General features: G+C 60.3%; 21 protein-coding genes. 13 read left to right on the forward strand and 8 right to left on the reverse strand.

All coding sequences use genetic code 11. From position 1 onward, the window contains the following. Positions 1-1,411 (forward strand): right-handed parallel beta-helix repeat-containing protein (locus tag VMH34_00005; GenBank protein HTT07166.1); only part of this gene is annotated, 1,411 nt, incomplete at its 5' end. 68 nt (positions 1,412-1,479) lie between these two features. On the opposite strand, the gene VMH34_00010 is transcribed toward VMH34_00005, so the two are convergent. Next, positions 1,480-3,360, reverse strand: coding sequence for a sulfotransferase (locus VMH34_00010; GenBank protein ID HTT07167.1), 1,881 nt, complete (start codon positions 3,358-3,360; stop codon positions 1,480-1,482). A gap of 70 nt (positions 3,361-3,430) precedes the next feature. Here VMH34_00010 and VMH34_00015 point away from each other — a divergent pair, with 70 nt between their 5' ends. After that, on the forward strand, positions 3,431-5,263 hold the full coding sequence (locus VMH34_00015) for a sulfotransferase (protein ID HTT07168.1): 1,833 nt from the start codon (positions 3,431-3,433) through the stop codon (positions 5,261-5,263). A 19-nt stretch (positions 5,264-5,282) separates the two neighbouring features. Here the strand turns inward: VMH34_00015 and VMH34_00020 are convergent, their stop codons facing one another. After that, on the reverse strand, positions 5,283-5,543 hold the full coding sequence (locus VMH34_00020; protein HTT07169.1) for a DUF5062 family protein: 261 nt from the start codon (positions 5,541-5,543) through the stop codon (positions 5,283-5,285). 75 nt (positions 5,544-5,618) lie between these two features. Further along, the gene (locus VMH34_00025; GenBank protein ID HTT07170.1) at positions 5,619-5,909 is read right to left on the reverse strand and encodes a hypothetical protein; all 291 of its coding nucleotides are present in this window, start codon (positions 5,907-5,909) and stop codon (positions 5,619-5,621) included. Positions 5,910-6,136: 227 nt separating this feature from the next. Between VMH34_00025 and msrA the strand changes: the two genes are divergently transcribed. Together msrA and msrB are read left to right on the forward strand one after the other, a co-directional pair. Beyond that, the gene (gene msrA, locus VMH34_00030) at positions 6,137-6,778 is read left to right on the forward strand and encodes a peptide-methionine (S)-S-oxide reductase MsrA (protein HTT07171.1); all 642 of its coding nucleotides are present in this window, start codon (positions 6,137-6,139) and stop codon (positions 6,776-6,778) included. 2 nt (positions 6,779-6,780) lie between these two features. Continuing rightward, a complete protein-coding gene (gene msrB / locus VMH34_00035; protein HTT07172.1) occupies positions 6,781-7,239 on the forward strand; it encodes a peptide-methionine (R)-S-oxide reductase MsrB in 459 nt (152 codons plus the stop codon). A 41-nt stretch (positions 7,240-7,280) separates the two neighbouring features. On the opposite strand, the gene VMH34_00040 is transcribed toward msrB, so the two are convergent. The 5 genes from VMH34_00040 to VMH34_00060 are packed head-to-tail and all read right to left on the reverse strand — an operon-like array spanning position 7,281 to position 9,736. After that, entirely contained in the window at positions 7,281-7,625 is a 345-nt protein-coding gene (locus VMH34_00040; protein ID HTT07173.1) for a hypothetical protein, read from the reverse strand. Positions 7,626-7,652: 27 nt separating this feature from the next. Continuing rightward, the gene (locus VMH34_00045) at positions 7,653-8,132 is read right to left on the reverse strand and encodes a hypothetical protein (GenBank protein ID HTT07174.1); all 480 of its coding nucleotides are present in this window, start codon (positions 8,130-8,132) and stop codon (positions 7,653-7,655) included. A gap of 20 nt (positions 8,133-8,152) precedes the next feature. Next, the gene (locus tag VMH34_00050; GenBank protein ID HTT07175.1) at positions 8,153-8,752 is read right to left on the reverse strand and encodes a glycine zipper family protein; all 600 of its coding nucleotides are present in this window, start codon (positions 8,750-8,752) and stop codon (positions 8,153-8,155) included. A gap of 13 nt (positions 8,753-8,765) precedes the next feature. Then, positions 8,766-9,200: a hypothetical protein gene (locus VMH34_00055; protein HTT07176.1), complete on the reverse strand. Its 435-nt coding sequence runs from the start codon at positions 9,198-9,200 to the stop codon at positions 8,766-8,768. 35 nt (positions 9,201-9,235) lie between these two features. Further along, entirely contained in the window at positions 9,236-9,736 is a 501-nt protein-coding gene (locus VMH34_00060; protein HTT07177.1) for a Spy/CpxP family protein refolding chaperone, read from the reverse strand. 214 nt (positions 9,737-9,950) lie between these two features. On the opposite strand from VMH34_00060, the gene VMH34_00065 reads away from it, so the two are divergent. The 9 genes from VMH34_00065 to VMH34_00105 all read left to right on the forward strand — a co-directional run. Continuing rightward, complete coding sequence (locus tag VMH34_00065; protein ID HTT07178.1) at positions 9,951-10,679, forward strand: response regulator; 729 nt, start codon at positions 9,951-9,953, stop codon at positions 10,677-10,679. Further along, positions 10,676-12,049 carry an ATP-binding protein gene (locus tag VMH34_00070; protein HTT07179.1) on the forward strand — a complete coding sequence of 458 codons (1,374 nt, stop codon included), beginning with the start codon at positions 10,676-10,678 and terminating at the stop codon, positions 12,047-12,049. The genes VMH34_00065 and VMH34_00070 overlap by 4 nt, the downstream gene beginning before the upstream one ends. 33 nt (positions 12,050-12,082) lie before the next feature. Then, positions 12,083-13,339 carry an MdtA/MuxA family multidrug efflux RND transporter periplasmic adaptor subunit gene (locus VMH34_00075; protein ID HTT07180.1) on the forward strand — a complete coding sequence of 419 codons (1,257 nt, stop codon included), beginning with the start codon at positions 12,083-12,085 and terminating at the stop codon, positions 13,337-13,339. 35 nt (positions 13,340-13,374) lie between these two features. Then, the gene (locus VMH34_00080; protein HTT07181.1) at positions 13,375-16,464 is read left to right on the forward strand and encodes an MdtB/MuxB family multidrug efflux RND transporter permease subunit; all 3,090 of its coding nucleotides are present in this window, start codon (positions 13,375-13,377) and stop codon (positions 16,462-16,464) included. Beyond that, the gene (locus VMH34_00085; protein ID HTT07182.1) at positions 16,461-19,778 is read left to right on the forward strand and encodes an efflux RND transporter permease subunit; all 3,318 of its coding nucleotides are present in this window, start codon (positions 16,461-16,463) and stop codon (positions 19,776-19,778) included. The genes VMH34_00080 and VMH34_00085 overlap by 4 nt, the downstream gene beginning before the upstream one ends. After that, the gene (locus VMH34_00090; GenBank protein ID HTT07183.1) at positions 19,775-21,190 is read left to right on the forward strand and encodes an efflux transporter outer membrane subunit; all 1,416 of its coding nucleotides are present in this window, start codon (positions 19,775-19,777) and stop codon (positions 21,188-21,190) included. Before VMH34_00085 ends, VMH34_00090 begins: the two co-directional genes overlap by 4 nt. A 176-nt stretch (positions 21,191-21,366) precedes the next feature. After that, on the forward strand, positions 21,367-21,792 hold the full coding sequence (locus VMH34_00095; protein HTT07184.1) for an NfeD family protein: 426 nt from the start codon (positions 21,367-21,369) through the stop codon (positions 21,790-21,792). A gap of 31 nt (positions 21,793-21,823) precedes the next feature. Continuing rightward, positions 21,824-22,810 (forward strand): stomatin-like protein, encoded by a 987-nt coding sequence (locus tag VMH34_00100; GenBank protein ID HTT07185.1) that lies wholly within the window; start codon positions 21,824-21,826, stop codon positions 22,808-22,810. Positions 22,811-22,872: 62 nt separating this feature from the next. Further along, a partial coding sequence (locus VMH34_00105) for a TIR domain-containing protein (GenBank protein HTT07186.1) occupies positions 22,873-23,211 on the forward strand: 339 nt, incomplete at its 3' end.

Raw genomic sequence — 23,211 nt, forward strand, 5'->3', positions numbered from 1 at the left:
CAACCAGACGCTGTGGGGCCAGGGCTTCCCGTTATTCGGCATCGGTGGCGACAAGTTCCCCATCCTAAACGGGGGTGGCAGCGACGCCATCGTGCTGGCCAACAACACCGAAGTGGCGGGCCTGCAGATCGACGGCGCTGAGGGTGCAGGCATCTTTGGAAGAAATGTCACGGGCTTCAACATCCACAACAATCGTATTACGAATAATATCGGCGATGGCATTGATATCTGGAATTATGGCACCTCCAGCACCGGCACCATCGCCCACAACCTGGTCGACTCCAATAACCATGGCATCTATTTGTTTAATGATGCAAGGAATGGGCAGAACATCTCCCAGACGGTCAGCATCACTGGTAATACCATTACTAATAACAACAATGAAGACATAAAGGATCACAGCAGATCTCACGATGTCGGCAGCAGTATTACTCAAAACCTGACCATCAGCGGCAACACCATCAGCGGCAGCAGTCGTAACGGTATCTACGTTCGTAACGAAGCGTATGACAGTGGGAGTCTGACACAGACGCTTGCCATCACCAGCAACACCATCAGCGGCAACGGCAGAGATGGCGTGAGAATAATCGATGAAGCTCGCTATAAATCTGTAATTTCGCAGACCTCGACAATCAAGTTCAATACCATCAGTGGCAATTACAAACGTGGCATTTATGTCCGCAATGTGGCCTATAACGACGGCGGGCATATTACCCAGACACTCACGATTGCCAACAATACCATCACCAATAATAGATACAGCGGCATATATCTTCAGAATCGGGCTTATTACAACGGCAGCATTACCCAGACGGTCAGCATCGCCAGCAATATCATCAGCGGCAATGGCGGGAGCGGTATAAGAGTCAACAATAATGCCTTCGCCAACTACTACGAAGAAAACGGCGGCGGCAGTATTAGTCAGACTTTGAATATTGCCAGCAATACCATCACCAACAATAGCGAATCCGGCATTTACCTCCGCAACTTTGCCGGCTATGGGAGCAGCGTTACCCAGACCGCGACCATCAGCCACAACACCATCACGGGCAATGGCGAAAGCGGTATCTATCTGAAGAACAGGGCTGCCTATTACGGTAGCAGTACTCAGACGGTTACCATCACCGGGAACACGATAAAGAACAATGCCAACCATGGCGTACGGATGTACAACTACGCGTATGATGGCGGTGTCGCCACCCAACACGTGGATCTCTCCGGTGGTAATACCATCAGCGGCAACAATGGCTTTGGAGTAAGCATATACAATAGGTACAGCGACGGCACGGCCAACCAGACAGTGGACCTGCGTAACAACACGATTGTTAACAACACCGCAGGCAGCATCTACTACAACGGGCGCCATTCGCAGACCATTACCCTGCCTGATGGTACAGTAATTACCAACTGACGATTCATCAATCATCGTTCCGGCAGTCCCCCGCAGATGAAGCGGGGCAGGCTCTGCCGGAATGACGACTAGGCGGCAGTCAAATTACGAAGTTGCTCCGCCAGCGCCGCTACCGTGGGCAGGACGCGCTCGATCTCGGCTTCGTTCTTGCGCCACTTGTCTGCATCCGGCGGGGTGAGGGTATAGCGCGAATTCGACAGGGTCTTGGAAGTGACTTCCTCCATGCGCGGGCCGAACGGGATTTCGGCAAACGAGCACAAGCGCTGGATTTGCCCGCGCGGATCATTCAACAAATCCTCGTAGCGCAGGCTGCACCACTCGGAAACGGGCAGATCCGCGAGGTCGTCTAGAATCTGCTGGTTGGCCAACTGCCATTGGCGGGCGGCGACTTCCTCCAGCGGTTTGCCGTTCAGTTCACGCCAGCCGGGAATGAGCAGCATCGACCAGCGCAGCGGTCCCGACCAGCCCGGCAACTGCGGGTAGGTCACAAATTTCCCTGAGCGCCACGCCTCCATGATGCTACTGACATTGGCGCGCGGTTCGCGGTGCAGGAAGATGAAGCGCGCATCCGGGAACACGGCCTTGAGGAGAGGGATGCGCAGGGCGTTTTTGGGTGTTTTCTCCAGAAATCGCACCGCCACGCCGTTTTGTCCCTGCAGGCGTTTGCCATCCGCATCCTGCAGGTGTGAGGCAAAGTTTGCGCGCAATGCATTGGTGGCCTCTGGTGTTGCGTCCGCCGCCGTCAGCCGGTTGGAGTGAAATTGATTGGCGGCGGGGCTCAGTCCCTGAATGCCTTCGATGAGCTCGTGACTTTCACCGCCGACGGTCCACAATGCGCGGTTGTTCGCCAGCGTTTCAAACAGCAGCGTGCTGCCCGAGCGCGGCGCGGAGACGATGAAGACGGGACGATCGAAAAGTCCCTGGCTGCGCGGTTGCAGCACAGGTGCCGGCATGGGGCCGCTGGCCTGTGCCGAAGGCAACGCGGCGGCGGTTCCGGCATATTTCGGGTTGAGTGCCACGCCCAGGCGCGAGTGGAGCACGCTCAGGGCCGTGAGCTGATTGCTGGCCATCACCAAACCGTCCGCCACGCCGGCGGCGCGGCGCAGGGTTTCCTCCAGCAGTGCCTTGTAAAACGGCCAGCCGGAGGGCTGCTCGCCATGCACCGACCATATGGACCGCCATTCGTAGCGCAGCGAACGAACCAAGTGCGCAAAGGTCCGCAGGTTGGCCTCTGAACCACCGGCGACCACTTGCAGGTCGTCGGTCAGGTCTTTCATCAACCAGTCCATTTCGCCCGGCGACATGACCACCGGCACGTTGTAGCGTTCGGTGGGAAAAGTTGCGGCCGCGCCGGGTTGGTAGGGTACGAGCCGCGCCTCCCGTGGTTTGGCATTGGGGTCAAATGGGTTGACGCCGGTGCCGACCAGGTCCCAGAAGGCGGCGGAACCGACCGTGTCGAACACCAGATGCACGCGGGTGAAATTGGCGGGGTTGATGACCTTGTGAGAACGCCAGTTGTCGAACACCCAGGCCTCGCCGGCACCCATGTGCACGTCGCGCCCGTTGCACCAGAAGCGTACCGCCGTGTTGGTGATGATGGGGATGTGCACGCGCACGCGATGAGCCCAGTAGTAGTGGATGTCGCTGTGCTGGGAGACCTCGCTTTTGGGGTTCAGGCGCATCAGCCGCGAGCGGCCGATGACGGTGTTGAAGGAAGCCAGGATTTGCCGGACGTACGGACAGCGGTCGAGCTTCTCCGTCACCTGCATGGGGCCTTCCATGTCGTCATTCTGGCCGCCGTGGGCCGAGACCAGCACCATGGCGGTGTTGCCCTCGTAACCCTGGGGGTGATCGCGCCACTCCTGCTCGCTGAAACCGTTCACCTCCTCGGTGAGCCGCTGCACGTCAAAACGCAGGGGCAGCCGGTAAAATTCAGCGTTGAGCTTCATGTTGCATGCATCTCACAATCTCTTGCCGCAAGGTATAATCCCAGCCAGTCCTGATTCTTAGAGTTGACCAGTGACCGCAACCCAGACCACCCCCGTCCTGCCGCGCGCGCGCAACGACGCCTGCGCCTGCGACAGCGGCTTGAAGCACAAGCACTGTTGCGGCCAGATCACGGTTTCCCTCCCGCGGCCGGCCGAGGTCGCGCAACTGGAACCATTGTACCGCGAGGTGCAGACGGCGTTTGAGCAGCAGCAATGGGCGCCGGCGGCTGAGGGCTGCGTGCGCATCCTGAGCGAGGCGCCGGGCCACGTCCGCGCGCTACGCTTACTATACCTGATCCGCAAGCAGGAAGGCCGGCTGCCGGCCGCCGAGGCCCTGTGCCGGCGGCTGGTGACATTGCTCCCCGGCGACGATTGGGCGGCCTGCGAATTGTCATTGATGCTCTACGAGCGTCGCGAGTTCGAGGAGGCGGAAAAACACGCCCGCAATGGCGTGCGCCTCAACCCCGATAACGCCCAGGCCCACAATCTGATGGGCATGATCCTGACCGATACCCACCGGCTGTTGCCCGGCGAATTTCATTACCGCAAGGCCCTGGAGTTGCATGGACCGGTCGGCAAGCTGTGTGCCAATTTCGGGCTCAACCTGAAGAATCAAGGCAAGCTGGAGGAGGCCGAGAAGTGGTACCGGAAGGCCATCGAGATGGAGCCGGACAACATCGAGAGCCGCATGGGCTTCGCGCGCATGAAAGAGGTGGCCAAGGACATCGAAGGCGCCATGAAGCTGACCGAATCCGTCACCCAGGATACGGTGGGATTGCATCTGACGCGCGCCACGCTGCTGCGACGCTCGAAAAAATATGACAAGGCGTTGGCGGAACTGGACCATGTTGGTGCCGCGGTTCAGGAGGGCAGCGCCGGCTATTGGTATGAGCGCGGCGAATTGCTCGACAAAATGGAACGCTATGACGAGGCCTTTGCCGCTTTTAACCGGGCCAATGAAATCGTGCGCCAGTCGCCCAACCGCGCCTATGATCGCGAACGATCCAACCAGCTCGCGCTGCGATTGAAAAATTTCTTCGTGCGCTGGCGGGTGGACAAACTGCCGCGCGGCGTGCGCGGCGAACACGAACCCGCCTGCCCCGTCTTCATCGTGGGCTTCCCGCGTTCCGGCACGACCATGATCGAACAGATGCTGACTTCACATCCGAAGATCAGCGCCGGCGATGAACTGCCGTTTATCTGGGACCTGACCCGCGTGGCGCCGAAGATTCTGAACAGCGATTTGTTTTATCCGGAATGTCTCGCCGATCTCTGGTTCGGCGACAACCAGGTGGCGCTGGAAACGTTCCGCGATTTTTATCTCAAGAACACCCGCCAGCTGGGCATCATCCGGAAAGGCGTGCCGTTTTTCACCGACAAGATGCCGCTCAACGAGACCAATCTCGGGTTCATTCACCTGTTGTTCCCCGAGGCGCCAGTCGTGCATCTGATCCGGCATCCGCTGGACATCGTGCTGTCCTGTTTCTTCAACGACCTTACCCACGGCAACAATTGTTCCTACGGTCTGGACACGGCGGCGGAACACTTCGTCCTGATTCGCGATCTGGTCGATCACTACCTCGACAACATGAACATAAAATATCTGCCCATCAAATACGAGGAAGTGGTGGCAGACCCGGAGTCACAGTGCCGCCGGTTGCTCGAATTTGTTGGCGTGGAATGGGACCCGCGCTGTCTCGCCTTCCATGAAAACCAGCGCTATGCCCGCACCGCGAGCTATGCCCAGGTCACGGAAAAACTGTATACGCGCTCCGTTTACCGCCATCGCAATTATCTGCAGCATCTGCAGGGCATCATCCCCGCCCTCAAGCCCGTCTGCGATCGCCTGGGCTATCCCATTTGACCGGGGTGGACGGACGCGGCTATTTCAGCAGCGGGTGATCCTTCGGCAGTTGTCCCGCGTACCACATGGCCAGCCGGTGCCGCATGGATTGTTGCGAGACCTGATCCTCGGGCATCGGCGGAATGACCTTGTCGTGCACCAGCAGCCGGTAAATGTAAAGGATTTTATCGCCGACTGAATCCGAGGGCTCGAATACGACGGCGCCGCGTCCCTCGGCGTATTTCACGCCGGCCTGGATCGCGGCCTTGATCAGCTCCGCCTCGTGCTTCAATTTGCTCATGTCGGCTTCGGCGAAAAAAATATGGAACTCCTGGGGAGGAGGGCGACACTCCCCAACCCACCGCCCGTCAACAGGCTATTTTTTGATCTGGGAAGATGCCTTGTCGAAGGCCTTCTTCATCGCGTCCCACGCTGAATCCATGCCGGCCTTCATTTTCTGCATGGCAGGTTCGCTGGCCGTATGCAGTTCCTGCAGTTTTTTCATCGCCTCATCGCGGCTGTCACGCATCGCCTTGATCTGATCCGCGTATTTGACCTGCAATTCGGCGTTCATCTGTTTGGCCTTGCTGGTCAGTTGATCGATCTCCGTGTCGAATTTCTTCAACTGCTCGTTCATTTTCGCGATGTATTCATCTTTCTTGCTCATGACCTGGCTCCTTTGCTTGCTGCTGGTGGATTAACCTGCTGACCGCCCTCAAGTGAAACTATTTTGCGCCCTCCGGAGGCACTAAACCAGTGGTGGATTCCAACACCGCCCGCAATGGGGCGGGCGCCTGTGGCAGGTGGCCCAATCATTGCCCGAAGCGTAACATTTGGCCTTCCGGAATACTCTAAAAGGCAGCAAATATGTCAATGGTATGAAGGAGAGCCATCATGTTTTGCGAAATCCGCGGTGCCGGTTTGAAAGTATCCCCGAAGCAGTTTCCCGATCCGGCGCTGGATATCCCGGCGGCGGAGGCCGGACATGAAGCCAGGGCGGTGCTGGCCGCCGGCTGCTTCTGGTGTGTGGAGGCCGTCTTTCAGGAACTGGACGGCGTGCAGGCTGTGGTCTCGGGCTATGCCGGGGGCACCGCATCAACGGCGGATTACCGCACCGTCTGTGGCGGCGCAACCAATCATGCCGAGGTGGTGGAGATCCGCTATGACCCCGCGCGCATCAGCTACGGTCAGTTGCTGAAGGTGTTCTTTTCCGTGGCCCACGATCCAACCCAGCTCAATCGCCAGGGTAATGATCGCGGCCGCCAATATCGCTCGGCCATCTTCTACGCCAATGAGCGCGAAAGGCGGGTGGCGGCGGCGTACATCAAACAGCTGAACGAGGCGGGCGTGTTTTCCGGTCCCATCGTGACCAGCCTGGAGCCGTTGGAGAAGTTCTTTGAGGCCGAGGAATATCATCAGGATTACGCCGATCGCAATCCGGGCCAGCCCTACATCGCCGCGGTGGCGATGCCGAAGGTGGAAAAGCTGCGCCGGTATTTCGGCGATCAACTCAAGAATCAGACGGCCGGAAAGTGATCATGAGCGCAGATTCAAAATCCACGGCGGGACGTTCGGCCGCCGGGCACGACTTGACACCACTTACGGCCGAGAAGCGTGCCCGGCTTGCAGAAAGGCTGACGCAGGAAGAGCGACACGTCCTGCTTAATCATGGCACCGAGCGGCCGTTCTGCGGCACGCTGTTGCACAACAAGGAACCGGGCGCCTATGTCTGCCGCCTGTGCGGCCTGCCGTTGTTCAAGTCTGGTTCGAAGTTTGATTCAGGCACCGGCTGGCCGAGCTTCTTCGCGCCCATCGATCCGGACCATATCGCCAATATCCGCGATTCGAGCCTGGGGATGGAGCGCGTTGAGATCCGCTGCCGCCGTTGCGACGGCCATCTGGGGCATGTGTTCCCCGACGGACCGCCGCCGACTGGTTTGCGCTATTGCCTGAACTCCGTGTCGCTGGAATTCGTCGCCGACAAAAAACAACCTTGACAACCATGTGATGCAACGGGCTGTTCGTGCAGCCTGCAATACTATGATATCGAAATCGCGTAGGTGATGAAGCCGCAGATGATGACCATGAGCCCGAGTGCACTCAGGAATATCACGTCAGCAACACGCTCCAAACTGTACATTCGCTGACGGGTGCGTGATCGCAGTGCCCAGTACGAGATGATGCAGGATGTGAGGAACAATAATGCGTTCAGCGCAAGCAGGTCATCGGCGATCGTATCAGCATTTTGAATCGTGATTACTATTCGAAGCAGCCCGATTACCGTCAGGCACACCCCCACCATTGCCGAGGACGCGCTGAAGATATGGACGCAGATATCACGCTCAAACTCACCCTTGCGGATGGCCTGAAGAGGGTCGGTCATTTACTTGAAGTGGCTGGTCTCTTGGTATCAGGGTGACGTGCCAGGGGTGTTGGGAGGCGGTTCTGCGGGCACGGACTTCCAGCCCGCGGGGCAATCCCGCACATACGGATAATAGCCTTTTGATTGTTCGCAGTAATACCAGTATTGGGCTTGTGGTTGCGCCGGCGCCGCGGCAGGCGCCGGTGGTGGTGCAGGCTGCTGCTGCACGTAGGTCGGCGGCTGCTGGACGATCACCGTCGAGGGGATATAAGGATCCGGATAGGGATAGATCGGCTGGACATAGGGATACCAGAGGCTGCCAACCACCCACCACCATCCCAGATGGCCGCCATGCCAGACATGACGCCAGCGGCCGGTCCGCCAGACGACGATATCGTGCTCATGAAAGCGATGAATGTCGTGATCGCGGAAATGCCGGACAACCACAGCCGCCGACGCCGTAGGCGGTGCGCCGGACAGCATCGCTGAGATCATCAGCGGCACGAACAATTTTTTGGTCGGAGTCATAGGTACCTTGCCCTGGTCGTTTAGTAATGAGGAGGAGGCGGTGGCGGGGCGCCCGGCGGCGGCGGTGGCGGGGCGCCCGGCGGCGGCGGTGGCGGAGCGCCCGGCGGCGGCGGCGGTGGCGTGCCGGGGGGTGGAGGCGGCGGTGCTGCCGTCGCGCTCTGCGGCGGCGGAGTGGCATAGCCGCCAGGCACTGGCACTTGATGACCCTTGGCGTACATGCATTGAACATAGGCGTTATCGTAGCGGCGCTGTACGGTGTACGCGGATCTGCCGTAGGCATCGGTACCGGCGGCCCCGCCGACGACCAGACCAGTGCCGGCGCCGATGGCCGCGCCGGTGCCGGGATGTCCCGTTGCGGCGCCCAGGAGGGCGCCAGCAGCCGCGCCGAGTGCGGTACCGACGGCGGCGGATTTGGCGGCGCTGTCCTCCGCGGCCTGGCCCTGCGTATAGCCCACGGCGGCGTCCGCGTATTGCCGGCAGGCGATGTCATCTGCGCGAAATTGATCGAAACTCACGCCGTTACCGGGCAGCGCCATCACACTGGGGCCGCGGGGAACGGTGGCGCACGCGCCGAGTGCAATCGCGGCGGCGAGCGGGATCAGTCGATGAGTTCTGCTCATGGTGTCACTCCTGTCATTGTGGTGCCTGTGGCACGACCTGCATCCAGCTTACCGAACAGTTCTGCACATAGGGGTAGTAACCCTGCGGGTCGCTGCAGTAATACCAGTAGTTCGCGGGCGGCGTCGCGGCCTGTGTGTCGTTCCGTTGCACGTACACCGGCGGCTCTTGGTCATACATCTGCGAAACAGGCGGATAGTAGTAGGGCGAATAATAATACGGCGAATAGTATGGATAAGGATAATACGAGTACGGCCATCCCCAGAACCATGGCGCGCCGATATAAAAGCCAAAATGACTGCCGCCACCATGATGAAACCCACCGCCGTGACCATGGAATCCACCGCCACCATGACCATGTCCCGCTGCCCAGGCGCCCTGGCTGATTCCGGTACAGAGCAGCAGGGCCGCGAGCCCTAACCCGATGCGATTTGTGAATGGCTTGGTCATGACGAATCACCTCTCTTCATCTTAATATCTTTCAATTACGGTCCATCAGTACCGGTTCCTCGATGCTGATCATGCCGCATCGGGCCTGAATGGTGGCTAAACCGATGTGCGAACTGCCCGTCAAAGATTTTTTGCTGCTCAGGCGTCAGCGTTGCATAAAACTCCTTCAGGGCGGCCAAACGATTTTCCATCTGGCCTTCACGGGCCTTCATCATGTCAAGCATCTTGCCCATGCGGTCCGGCGCCGGAAGTTTCTTGAGTTCCCCCCAGTTGGGTCGTTCCATCGGCTGCGCGGGTTTCATCTTTTCGACAAAGGTGTTCCACGCGGCCTCCTGTTCTGGTTTGAGCTTGAGTTTGTCATGAAGTTCGGTCTTGCGCTGCTCGATCCGCCCGGTGAGCGAGTCTCGATCGTGCCCGTAGCCGCGATGCGCCGCCCGATCGTGGCAGCCTGATTCATCGGCATGGGCCGTCAAAGTGGTGGCACCGAGGCCGGAGACAACCACGCCGGCCAGTATTGCCTTTATTACCGTGTTCATATGAGGTGTCCTCTACGTTTATCAATGACGCATGATCGCGTCATGAATATTAGAGTCCTTGGATGTGTCTCCGTTGTATCGGTTGCGGACATTTTTGTATCAATTTGTAACAACGGCGACCCGAATTGTATCGTTGTATATCCATCCAAGAGGCTGCGACAATTCGATACAAATGCGGTCGTAGGCGTGATCACATTTGGGACATAATGTCGGCATGGACACGGCACCCCGGATTCTGGTGGTCGATGACGATCGGGACATCCGCACACTGCTGGCGGAATATCTCGACGCGAACGGCTTTCGCACCCTCACCGCGCCGGACGGGGCGGGCATGCGCAAGCTGCTGGATACCCACAAGGTTGATCTCATTGTGCTTGATCTCGCCCTGCCGGGCGAGGATGGTCTGACGCTCTGCCGCAATCTGCGATCGCGTTCCAATCTGCCGGTCATCATGCTGACCGCGCGGGGTGCGCCGCTGGATCGCATCGTTGGTCTGGAAATGGGCGCGGACGATTATCTGGCCAAGCCGTTCGAGCCGCGCGAATTGCAGGCCCGCATCCACAGCGTCCTGCGCCGGGCGCAGGCGCTGCCGCCTAATCTGGAGGCGTCGGGCGACGGGGTCATGCGCTTCGCCGGTTGGACCTTTGATCTGACCACACGACATCTCGTCAATCCGCACGGAGTTGTCATCGCGCTTTCCGGCGCCGAGTTCCGGCTTCTCAAGTGTTTTCTGGAGCATGCCAACCGCGTGCTCAGCCGCGAGCAGTTGCAGAGCCTGACGAACGGACGCGAGGCGGATCCCTTCAACCGCACGATGGATTTGCAGGTCAGCCGTTTGCGCCAGAAATTGGGCGATGATGCGCGGTCGCCGCAGCTGATCAAGACCGTGCGCAACGAGGGATATCTCCTGACCGCGTCCGTCACCAAGGAACCGCGATCATGAGAGGATTCTTCGGCTCCATGCTGGGTCGCGTGTTTTTACTTTTAATCGGCGGCATCATCATTTCCGCATTGATCACCCACCTGCTGGCCGGTCGCGAGCGGCAGCAGGTGGTGAGCCAGTTCTTCCATTTCCGCGCAGTGGAACGCGTGGTTCAGTTCATTTCGCTGCTGGATACAGTTCCGGCCGAGGCCCGCCCGCAGGTGCTGGCCGTGGCAAGAGGCAACGGGATTATCGTTGACTTGGTCCCGACGGTTGCGTTGAACATCGTGCAGGATGCCGATCTTACTGACACGCTCCGGCAGCGCGTCGGTCCCGGCATACGGATTGTCGCGTCCGCGCCCGTGAAAAAGGACTGCCCCACGCCGCCCCCTCGGCTGAGCGATTTCGATTTACCGCTGCGAAAAAGGGAGTTCTGCCAGATCGTGAATGCCACGCTGCACGATGGCACTCCCGTGCAACTGAAGGTGCGGCTGGAACCGCCGCCCCCGCGATTGCTGCCGCCATGGCTGCCGTACCCCGGGTTGCTGATCTTTCTCATCTGTCTCGGCGTACTGGCGTACATGGTTGCGAAAATGACCATGCTGCCGCTGCGCCTGCTGGCGCAGGCGGCCACCGATTTCGGCCGCGACATACGCCATGCGCCGATGGCGGAGAAGGGGCCGACGGAGGTCCGTCGCGCGGCGGCGGCATTCAACGCCATGCAGACGCAAATCCGGCGATATATCCATGAACGCACCCACATGCTGGCGGCCATCACCCACGACTTGCAAACCCCGCTCACGCGCCTGCGCCTGCGGCTGGAAAAAGTGAACGACGAGGATCTGCGGGGCAGACTCATCGGTGATCTCACGTCGATGCAGGAGATGATCCGCGAAGGTCTCGATCTGGCGCGCAGCATGGACACCGACGAGGCCATGCAGGTGCTGGATCTGGATTCGGTGCTGGACAGCGAGTGCGCCGATTACGCGGAATCGGGACAGGATGTGGCGACGGTCAACGGCCACACCAGCGCGTCGGTGCGGGCGCAGCCTGTGGCGCTGCGGCGTTGCCTCGGCAATGTGATCAGCAATGCCGTCAAGTACGGCGGCTTTGCGCGTGTCTCAGCCGGCGTCGAGCGCGGCCGCGCCGTGATCCGCGTGCGCGACGGTGGGCCGGGTATTCCGCCGGATAAACTCGACGCGGTCTTTGAGCCGTTTTACCGCCTGGAAAATTCGCGATCGAGGGAGACCGGCGGCACTGGTCTCGGCCTCACCATCGCGCGCAACATCGCCGAACGGCACGGCGGTTCTCTCAAGCTGCGCAACCACCCCGACGGCGGCTTGGAGGCAATCCTGGAACTGCCTTTGCTGGCGGTGAGACCCAACCCCTGACGCGGATTATGCTTCCGCTTTCCGGTACATTTTATGGCTAGAACGTTTGCACAAAACTTGAGCCGCGGTATCTGGGTTATCGTGATCGCATTGGCGTTGGCGGCCTTGGGCTGGTTCATCCGTCCATCCGAAAAACCACACCCAAGCGGCGGTCGCTTTGCCACTAATGGCCCTGTACCCGTGGTCGTGACGGAGGCGAAGAAAGGCGATATCGATATTACGCTCCAGGAACTCGGGACGGTAACGCCGCTTGCCAACGTGACCGTCCGGACTCAAATCAACGGCCAGTTGGCGCAAATCGCATTCCAGGAAGGACAGATGGTCAAGGAGGGCGATTTTCTAGCCCAGATCGATCCGCGTCCCTATGAATTGTCGCTCAAGCAGGCCCAGGGCGCGCTTGAACATGACATGGCGCTGCTGCGGGAAGCCAGACTCAACCTTGAGCGCTACCGCCTGCTCTATACCCAGGATTCCATCGCGCAGCAGCAGGTGGATACGCAGGAGTCGCTGGTCAAGCAGTATGAGGGGAACGTGCAGACCGATCAGGGTCAGATCGACACCGCCAGACTCAATCTGACTTACTGCCGCGTCACCGCGCCGGTGTCGGGCCGCGTCGGTCTGCGACAGATTGATCAGGGCAATTACGCGCAGGTCAGCGATCCCAACGGCATTGTCACCCTGACCCAGCTGCAGCCCATTACGGTGATCTTCACCGTGCCCGAAGACGATCTGCCGGCGATCATGAAGCGCGTGGGCGCCGGCGCCGAACTTCAGGTCACTGCCTTTGACCGTACGCAAAGCAGCAAGCTTGCCACCGGCAAACTGACGTCCGTGGATAATCAGATTGACACCGCCACCGGCACTGTGAAAATGCGCGGCCAGTTCGATAACAGCGATAACGCATTGTTCCCCAATCAGTTCGTCAACGTCCAGCTGCTGATCGATACGCTGCATGATGTGACCGTGGTCCCGCTGACCGCGGTACAGCGGGGCACGCCCGGAACCTATGTCTATATCGTCATGCCGGATCACACCGTCAAGGTTCAGCCGGTCAAACTGGGCCCGTCACAGGGTGATTACGTGGCGGTGGAGGAGGGCCTTGTCTCGGGCGACCGGGTCGTGGTCGATGGCGCCGATAAATTGCGCGATGGCGCAAAAATTTCACTGCCCGGCGAGAAGGACGTCGCCGGGAAGGACGGCGCCGGGAAAGGCGCCACGGAGAAAAATACCGCATCGAATACCGAATCTTCAGACAAGGGTGAGCATCATCATCGGCGGAAGGAACAATGATTCTGCCGCCGCATCCCGGCAGTTAGGAAATTGCAATGAGTCCGTCGCGCATTTTCATCCTACGTCCGGTGGCGACGTCGCTCCTGATGGTGACCATATTGCTCGTCGGCATGGTGGCGTTTCATTTCCTGCCGCTGTCGGCCCTGCCCGAGGTGGATTACCCGACCATACAGGTGCAGACCTTCTATCCCGGCGCCGGCCCGGAAGTGATGACATCGGCGGTGACCGCGCCGCTGGAACGTCAACTGGGGCAGATGCCGGGCCTCAAACAGATGTCCTCGGTCAGCTCGGCGGGGGCCTCGGTCATCACGTTGCAATTCGATCTCGATCTGAATCTTGACATCGCCGAGCAGGAAGTCCAGGCCTCGATCAACGCCGCCGGCAATCTATTGCCCGCGGATCTGCCGGCGCCGCCGATCTACGCCAAGGTCAATCCGGCCGACGCGCCGATTTTGACGCTGGCGGTGACATCCAGGACCCTGCCGCTTACCCAGGTCGAGGATTTGACCGACACGCGGCTTGCGCAAAAAATCTCGCAACTGCCTGGCGTCGGCCTGGTGAGTCTCTCGGGGGGGCAGCGCCCGGCGGTGCGCATCAAGGCAAATCTGACCGCCCTCGCCGCATACGGCCTCAATATCGATGACCTGCGCACCACGATCAACAACGCCAACGTCAACGCGCCCAAGGGCAATTTCGACGGTCCGGCGCGCGCCTACACCATCAACGCCAATGATCAACTCAAAAGCGCGGGTGAATACGACGACATTGTTGTTGCCTACAAAAACGGGGCGCCGGTGCGTCTTGCCGACGTCGCCGAGGTTCTCGACAGCGCGGAAAATACGCAGCTCAGTGCCTGGATGAACCGCGTGCCGGCCGTCATCGTCAATGTCCAGCGGCAGCCCGGGGCGAATGTCATTGCGGTCGCCGACAATATTCAGAAATTGCTGCCCGGCCTGAAGGCCGCGCTTCCCTCGGCCATTGATGTTGCCGTGCTCACCGATCGGACGGTGACGATCCGCGCCTCGGTGCGCGATGTCGAATTCGAATTGATGCTGGCAGTGGCCCTGGTTGTGGCCGTCATTTTTGTCTTTCTGCGCAATCTGCCGGCGACCGCCATCCCGAGTTTTTCGGTGCCGCTCTCCCTCGTCGGAACATTTGCCTTCACCTATCTCGCCGGATTCAGCCTGAACAACCTGTCCCTGATGGCCCTCACCATCGCGACCGGCTTCGTCGTCGATGATGCGATCGTGATGATCGAAAATATCGCGCGCTACATCGAACAGGGCGAAAAGCCGCTCGACGCCGCCCTCAAGGGCGCGAAGCAGATCGGATTTACCATCGTATCGCTGACGATTTCTTTGATTGCCGTGCTGATCCCGCTGCTGTTCATGGGCGATGTGGTCGGGCGCCTGTTTCGTGAATTCGCGATCACGCTTTCCGTCACCATCCTGATTTCGGCCGTCGTGTCGCTGACGCTGGTGCCGATGCTGTGCGCCAAGTGGCTGCGGCATCACAAGCCAGCGGATGAAAGCACCCTCCATGGCCGTACGCAGAAATGGTTTGACGCCGTCATTGCCTGGTATGGAAAGGCCCTGGACCGGGTGCTGGATCACCAGCCACTCACGCTGCTGGTGGCGCTGGCGACGCTGGTGCTGACCGTATACCTCTATGTCGTGATCCCGAAAGGCTTCTTCCCGGTACAGGACACCGGCCTGATCCAGGGCGTTTCCCAGGCGCCGCAATCAATCTCCTTCAGCGCCATGGCCGACAGGCAGCGGCAGCTGGCCGATGCGGTCTTGAAGGATCCCGCCGTCGACAGCCTGGCATCCTTCATCGGTGTCGACGGCACCAACCTCACGTTGAACAGCGGGAGATTCCTCATCAATCTCAAACCGCACGAGCAGCGTCGGGAGAGCGCGAGTGAGGTGATCCGCCGCCTGACCAGGGAAACGAGAAGCGTCACGGGCATATCCCTTTACATGCTGCCCGTGCAGGACCTGACCATCGACACCACCGTCAGCAGCACGCAGTATCAGTTCATGCTCGTGGACGCCAACCCGGATGAACTGGCGGCATGGACACCCAAGCTCGTTGACAGGCTGCGCCAGCTGCCCCAGCTTGAGGACGTCGCCAGCAATTCACAGAACCAGGGCCTTACCAGTTACGTTACTGTCGATCGTGACATGGCCGGGCGGCTGGGGATCACGCTCGCCACCGTCGACAATGCGCTTTACGACGCCTTCGGGCAGCGCATCGTCTCGACCATCTTCACCCAATCCAACCAGTACCGCGTGATTCTGGGCGCCGACAACACGCCGGCCGCGTTGCGATCGATCTATCTGCCCTCCGCCGGCGGCAAGCAGGTGCCCCTCTCGGCCATCGCCACGGTCAGCCAGCAGACGGCCCCGCTTCAGATTAATCATCTGGGGCAGTTTCCCGCCACGATGATTTCCTTCAACGTGGCGCGCGGTGCGTCGCTGGGCGGTGCGGTGGACGCCATCGAACAGGCCGAGGCCGAACTCGGCATGCCGGCCAGCCTGATCACGAGCTTTCAGGGCGCCACGCTTGCCTTCCGCGCCTCGCTCAGCAACGAGGTGCTGCTGATACTGGCCGCCATCATCACCGTCTATATCGTGCTGGGCGTGCTCTACGAAAGCTACATACATCCGATCACGATTCTGTCCACCCTGCCATCGGCGGGTGTCGGCGCGCTGCTGGCCCTGATGCTGGCGGGCCAGGACCTGGGCATCATCGCCATCATTGGCATCATTTTGCTCATCGGCATCGTCAAAAAGAACGCGATCATGATGATCGATTTCGCACTCGAGGCCGAGCGCAAGGAGGGCAGGCGGCCCCGCGAGGCGATTCGCCAGGCGGCGTTGTTGCGTTTCCGGCCCATCATGATGACGACGTTGTCGGCGATCTTCGGCGCGCTGCCGTTGATGTTCGGCACCGGCGTCGGTTCGGAACTGCGGCATCCGCTCGGCATCACGATCGTCGGCGGCCTGATCCTGAGCCAGGTGCTGACCTTGTTCACCACGCCGGTGATCTACCTGGCCTTTGACCGCATGGGTCGCCGCCTGGGCCTGACCGGGGCGCCGCAGGCGATGGAATTGCCGGCATGAATTTCTCCGCTCCATTCATCGCCCGGCCGGTGGCGACCACGCTGTTGACATTCGCGGTGGTGCTCGCCGGCGGAGTGGCGTTTTTCCGTCTGCCGGTGGCGCCGCTGCCCCAGGTCGATTTCCCGACCATCTCGGTGCAGGCGTCCATGCCGGGGGCAAGTCCCGAGACCATGGCGACCAGCGTGGCGACGCCGCTGGAGCGGCATCTGGGGCAGATCGCCGACGTCACCGAGATGACTTCGCAAAGCTCCGTCGGGTCCTCGCACATCACACTGCAATTCGGGCTTGATCGCGACATCAACGGCGCCGCGCGCGACGTGCAGGCGGCCATCAATGCCGCGCGCGTGGATCTGCCGGCCGCGCTGAAAAGCAATCCCATCTATCGCAAGGTCAACCCGGCGGATGCCCCCATCATGATTCTGGCGTTGTCTTCGAAAACGCTCAGCCAGGGCCGGATCTACGACGCCGCCTCGACGGTCATTCAGCAAAAGCTCTCACAGGTGGACGGAATCGGCCAGGTGACGGTGGGCGGCAGCTCCCTGCCGGCCGTGCGCATCGAGCTTAACCCCCACGTGCTGTTCAAATACGGCATCGGGTTCGAGGATGTGCGCGCGGCGATCGCCGCCACCAACGCCAACAGCCCCAAGGGATTCATCGAGGAGGGCGCCCGGCGCTTCCAGGTCTATGCGAATGATCAGGCGCGCACCGCCGATCAATACCGCCGGCTTCTCATTGCCTACCGCAACAACGCGCCGGTGCGGTTGTCGGACGTCGCCGAGGTCTCGGATTCTGTGGAGGATCTGCGCAATCAGGGGCTGTACAACGGCAATCCCTCGGTATTGGTGTTCGTGTTTCGCCAGCCCGGCGCCAACATCATCGACATCGTCGATCACGTGAAGTCCCTGCTGCCGCAATTGCAGGCCTCCATACCTTCCGCGATCGATCTCAACATTGTGATGGACCGCACCACCACGATCCGCGCCTCGCTGCACGAGGTCGAGCGCACCCTTCTCATCGCGATCACGCTGGTGATCGGCGTCGTATTCGTGTTTCTGCGCAACGCGCGGGCGACGCTGATCCCCACCGTCGCGGTGCCGGTTTCGCTGATCGGCACTTTCGGCGGCATGTATCTGCTGGGCTACAGCATCGACAATCTGTCGCTGATGGCGCTGATCGTCGCCACCGGATTTGTCGTGGATGACGCAATCGTGGTGCTGGAAAACACCTCGCGCCACATCGAGGCGGGAATGCCGCGACTGCACGCCGCCCTGCAGGGCGCGCGCGAGGTCAGTTTCACCGTTATTTCGATGAGCCTGTCGCTGGTCGCGGTATTCCTGCCGATCCTGCTGATGGGCGGGATCGTCGGCCGTCTGTTCCGCGAATTTGCGGTCACGCTGTCGATCGCCATTCTCATTTCACTCGTCATCTCCCTGACCACGACGCCGATGATGTGCGCGCGGCTGCTGAGGCAGCGGCAGCCGGCGTCCCCGTTGCATCCATTGCTGTCCGGGATTCACGCGGCCAGCGCCGCCGTATTCGACGGCATGCTGCGGGTTTATGAATCCCTGTTGCGGCGCGCATTGAATAATGCACCACTGGTGATGTTGATTCTTTTCGCCATGATTGTGCTGAACGTCTATCTGTTCATCATCGTGCCCAAGGGCTTCTTCCCGCAGCAGGACACCGGGCGGCTGCTGGGGGGAATCCAGGCGGACCAGAGCACTTCATTCCAGGCCATGCAGGGAAAGCTGGCGCAGTTTCTTGCCGTCATCAAGAAAGACCCGGCGGTCGACGACGTGGTGGCCTTCACGGGCGGCGAGCAGACCAATACCGGGCGGGTCTTCGTGGCGCTGAAGCCGGTCTCGGAGCGGCGGCAATCCGCCGATCAGATTATTGCGCGCCTGCGCGGCAAGATGGGGCAGGTGCCGGGGGCGTCGCTCTTCTTGCAATCGGCCCAGGACATCCGCGTCGGCGGCCGCGCGAGCAATGCGCAGTATCAATACACCCTGCAGGCCGATCATCTCGACGATCTGCGGCACTGGACAACCCGGCTGACCGACGCCCTGCAGCATGAGCCGGGACTGGCGGACGTCAATTCCGATTTGCAGGAAAAAGGCCTGGAGACCCTGGTGACATTCGATCGCGCGACGGTCTCGCGTCTCGGCCTCAAGCTGAGCCAGGTCGACAATACGCTCTATGACGCCTTCGGCCAGCGCCAGGTGTCGGTGATCTACAACCCGCTAAACCAATATCACGTGATCATGGAGGTGGCCCCGCAATTCCTGCAAAGTCCGGAGACGCTGAGGGAGATATACGTCAGCACCTCGGGCGGCAGCGCCAGCGGCACCCAGTTGAGCGGCCCCGTCGCCGGGACCGTTTCCGTCAACAACGCCGGCACCTCGAAAACAAGCGTGGCAAGCTCGGCGGCTTCGGTCGCCAACGACGCCGCACGGAACCAGAGCATCAACCAGATTGCCGCCGTCGGCCACAACGGCGCCTCCGCGGGATCGGCGATCAGCAGCACCGCCGAGAACATGGTGCCGCTGATGGCCTTCAGCCGGTATGCGCCGGGCAATACGGCCCTTGCCGTCAATCATCACGGCCATTTCGCGGCAGATACGATTTCCTTCAACCTGCCGGAGGGGAAGTCATTGAGTGACGCCGCGGCCATATTGAAAAAGGTCACGCAACAGATCGGCATGCCGGAGACCATCCACGGCAGTTTCCAAGGCACCGCGCGGGCCTATGCGGATTCGCTCGCCAACGAGCCGATCCTGATCCTGGCGGCATTGGTCGCGGTTTATATCGTGCTTGGCGTGCTCTACGAAAGCTACATACATCCGATTACCATACTGTCCACCCTGCCATCGGCGGGTGTCGGGGCGGTGCTGGCGCTCATGCTGTTCCGCTCTGAATTCACCCTCATCGCCTTGATCGGCGTGATACTCCTGATCGGAATCGTGAAGAAGAACGCAATCATGATGATCGATTTCGCACTCGACGTGGAGCGCAGCCAGGGGCTCGATTCGCGCGAGGCGATATATCAGGCCTGCCTCATGCGCTTCCGGCCCATCATGATGACCACGATGGCCGCGATGCTGGGCGCCCTGCCGCTCGCCCTCAGCCAGGGCGATGGCGGCGAATTGCGCCATCCGCTCGGCATCGCGATTGTCGGCGGTCTGATCGTGAGCCAGATGCTGACGCTTTTTACCACGCCGGTGCTTTATCTTTATCTCGATCGCTTCCGTCTGTGGTGCCAGCGCCTGCGGAAGGCCGCCGGCCGCCGTCACCGCTTGCAGGAGAAAATGGCATGAACAAGGTCGTCCGAGGGCCGGCCCTTGCCGGCGTCATGTTGCTTGCCGGTTGCATGGTGGGGCCGGATTACCAGCGTCCCGATGTCGAAACCCCCGCCGCATTCAAGGAGGCCGTCAACGGCTGGCAGCCGGCGCGACCGAAGGACGATCTCGGTCGTGGTGAGTGGTGGACGATCTACGGCGATCCGATCCTGGACGGCCTTGAAGGCCAGATCAATATCTCGAATCAGAACATCAAGGCGGCGGAAGCCGCATTCCGGCTGGCGCAGGCCGTAATCGAGCAGACGCGCGCCAGTCTGTATCCGACCGTCGGCGTGAATGGTTCCAGCACCAGTACGGGCGGCGACCATCAGAAAAGCCCGACGACGCAATACAATCTTGCGGCCACGGCCAGCTGGGTGCCCGATTTATGGGGCCGCATCCGCCGTACCATCGAATCCAACACCGCCAGTGCGCAGGCCGGCGCCGCCGATCTTGCCTCGGCACAACTGTCGGCGCAGTCCGCGCTGGCCAGCGATTATTTCGCCCTGCGTTCCCAGGACGATCTGAAAAATCTGCTGGACGCGACCATTGTCAACGACAGCAAGGCGTTGCAGATTGTCAAAAATCAATATGCGGTGGGCGTTGCGGCGCGCGCCGATATCATTCAGGCCGAAACGCAACTGCTCGGCGTGCAGGCCCAGGCCGTCAATGTCGGTGTGCAGCGCGCACAGCTTGAACACGCGATCGCCGTGCTCATCGGCAAACCGCCGGCCGGATTCTCGCTCGCCCCCGACCCGCTTGCAGGGAGCGTTCCCGTGATGCCGACCGTCGTGCCATCGGCCCTGCTGGAGCGGCGGCCGGATATCGCGTCCGCCGAGCGCAAGATGGCGGCCGCCAATGCGCAAATCGGCGTGGCGACGGCGGCGTGGTTTCCCGATCTTACCTTGTCCGCTTCCTCGGAGTTTTCCAGCTCCATGCTGGCCAAACTGCTCCAGGCTTCCAACAGCCTGTGGGCATTGGGGCCGTTGCTCGCAGAGACCGTCTTTGATGCCGGCGCCCGCAGCGCCGCGATCAAACAGTCACGGGCGAATTACGATGAGACCGTTGCCACCTACCGGCAGACGGTGCTGACCGCATTTCAGCAGGTCGAGGATCAGCTGGCCGCACTGCGCATCCTCGCCCAGCAGAGCGAGGTTGAAACCGCACTGGTTGCCTCGGCACAGAAGGCCGAGCAGCTGGTGCTCAATCAATACAAGGGCGGCATCGTGCCCTACAGCAGCGTACTGACCGCCGAAACGACCACGCTCTCCAGCGAACAGGCTGCGCTGGCCGTGCGCCAGAACCGCTTTCTCGCCAGCGTCGCCTTGATCGAGGCCCTGGGAGGCAGCTGGGACGTCTCGCAGTTGGAGATCAGCGAAACCGGACATTGATGTTTCAGCAGCCGTGCCCACACCGCTGCAGCGGGTGCTCGTCGTCGCATTTATGACACCGCCGTGGCATCGGCCCTGGTGGGTGTTTCGCTCTATTTACACGCCCCGGCGCGTGGGATAACCTCATTCAATCCGGTTGGATTTCCCACCCTTGGATTTTACGAAGGGAAGCGCCCGTGGAACACTATCTCGTCTGGCTGCTCATCGGTTTCGGCCTGATAATCATGGAATTACTGACCGGGACCTTTTACCTGTTCGTGCTGGGGATCGCTGCCTTCGGTGGCGCATTAGCGGCATATTTCGGGCAGGGATTTGAAATCCAGATCATCGCCACCGCCGTCGTCGCCTCGATTGGCTCCTACCTGGTGCACGCCTATCATGTCCGGAACGCGCAGCAGCAGATGCAATGCATCGACTTTGCCCAGCCGGTGAAATTCGAGAGCTGGGTGGATCAGGGCGCGCGCATTGCGCGGGTGCTGTATCGCGGCGCGCCGTGGGAGGCAAAAGTTCAGGGCGATGCGCCGGTGGAACCCGGCGGTTCGCTGTACATACTCGCCACCGACAGGAACACGCTCACCGTCACGAAAAACCGGCCCGCATAAAGGCCGGAGAAAATACTGGGGGAGAATCCGCATGCTCATCAAACTGATCATTGCCTTGGTCCTTTCCATCGCCGCTGCGTCTTTCCCACCGACCCACAGTTACGCCGTGTGGATTTTCTTCATCAGCGTGGTGGTGATCTTCGTCGTCGAAGGCGTGCGCATCGTCCCGCAGCAACAGGCCTGGGTGGTCGAGCGGCTGGGCCGTTTCTACGCCACCCTGCAGCCGGGCCTAAATCTGATCATTCCCTTCGTCGATCACGTCTCCTACCAGCACTCGCTGAAGGAAGTGCCGCTGGACGTCCCCGAGCAGACCTGCATCACCAAGGACAACACCCAGCTCGCGGTGGACGGCATCCTCTACTATCAGGTCACCGATCCGCGGCTGGCGTCCTATGGCAGCGAGAATTACATCATGGCGATCACGCAGCTCGCCCAGACCACGCTGCGCAGCGAGATCGGCAAGATGGAGCTCGACAAGACCTTCGAGTCCCGCGACGTGATCAACCATCAGATCGTCGAGGCCCTCGATGAGGCGGGGCGCAACTGGGGCGTGAAGGTGCTGCGCTACGAGATCAAGAACCTCACGCCGCCGGAGTCGATCCTGAAGGCGATGCAGGCCCAGATCACCGCCGAGCGCGAGAAGCGCGCCTTGATTGCCAAGTCGGAGGGCCAGCGCCAGCAGGAAATCAATCTCGCCGACGGCGAAAAGCAGGCGGCGGTGCTGAAGTCGGAAGGCGACAAGCAGGCGGCGATCAACAAGGCCACCGGCGACGCCACCGCGATCAAACTGATTGCGGACGCGACCGCGGCTGGCGTCCGATCCGTGGCGGAAGCGATCGGCGCGCAGGGCGGCATGGAGGCGGCCAATCTCAAGGTGGCGCAGCAATACGTCGATGCCTTCGCGCAACTCGCAAAGACCAGCAACACACTTATCATCCCGGCCAACGCCAGCGACATCGCGGGCTTCGTCGCCACTGCCATGAGCGTACTAAAGAAGCCATCCCAAGATTCAAAATAGACAATAATTCACTTTTGATTAGTTAAGGTTTATCTCTTTTAGCTTCTGGATGGTATGTTGATATGAAAGTGTTTATTAGTTGGGCAAAACCTAAAAGTAAAGAACTGGCTAGCTTTCTAAAAAGCTGGCTAAGTTCTGTAATCCAAGCCACTGATTGTTGGATATCAGTAGATGTAGCAAAAGGGAAACGATGGTCTCCAGAAATTGCTAACGCATTGGATACGACTAATTTTGGAATCATATGTGTTACAAGAAGTAATCAGACTGAGCCGTGGTTACTTTTTGAGGCGGGCGCTATCGCTAAAAAGAAAGATGCCCGTACCTGTACTTTTCTATTAGATTTACAACCTCATGATTTGCGGCCACCACTTTCTGATTTTCAGGCGACCACAGCGACGAGA

The organism is Gammaproteobacteria bacterium (genome assembly GCA_035501935.1).
Taxonomy (GTDB): domain Bacteria; phylum Pseudomonadota; class Gammaproteobacteria; order JAJPIJ01; family JAJPIJ01; genus JAJPIJ01.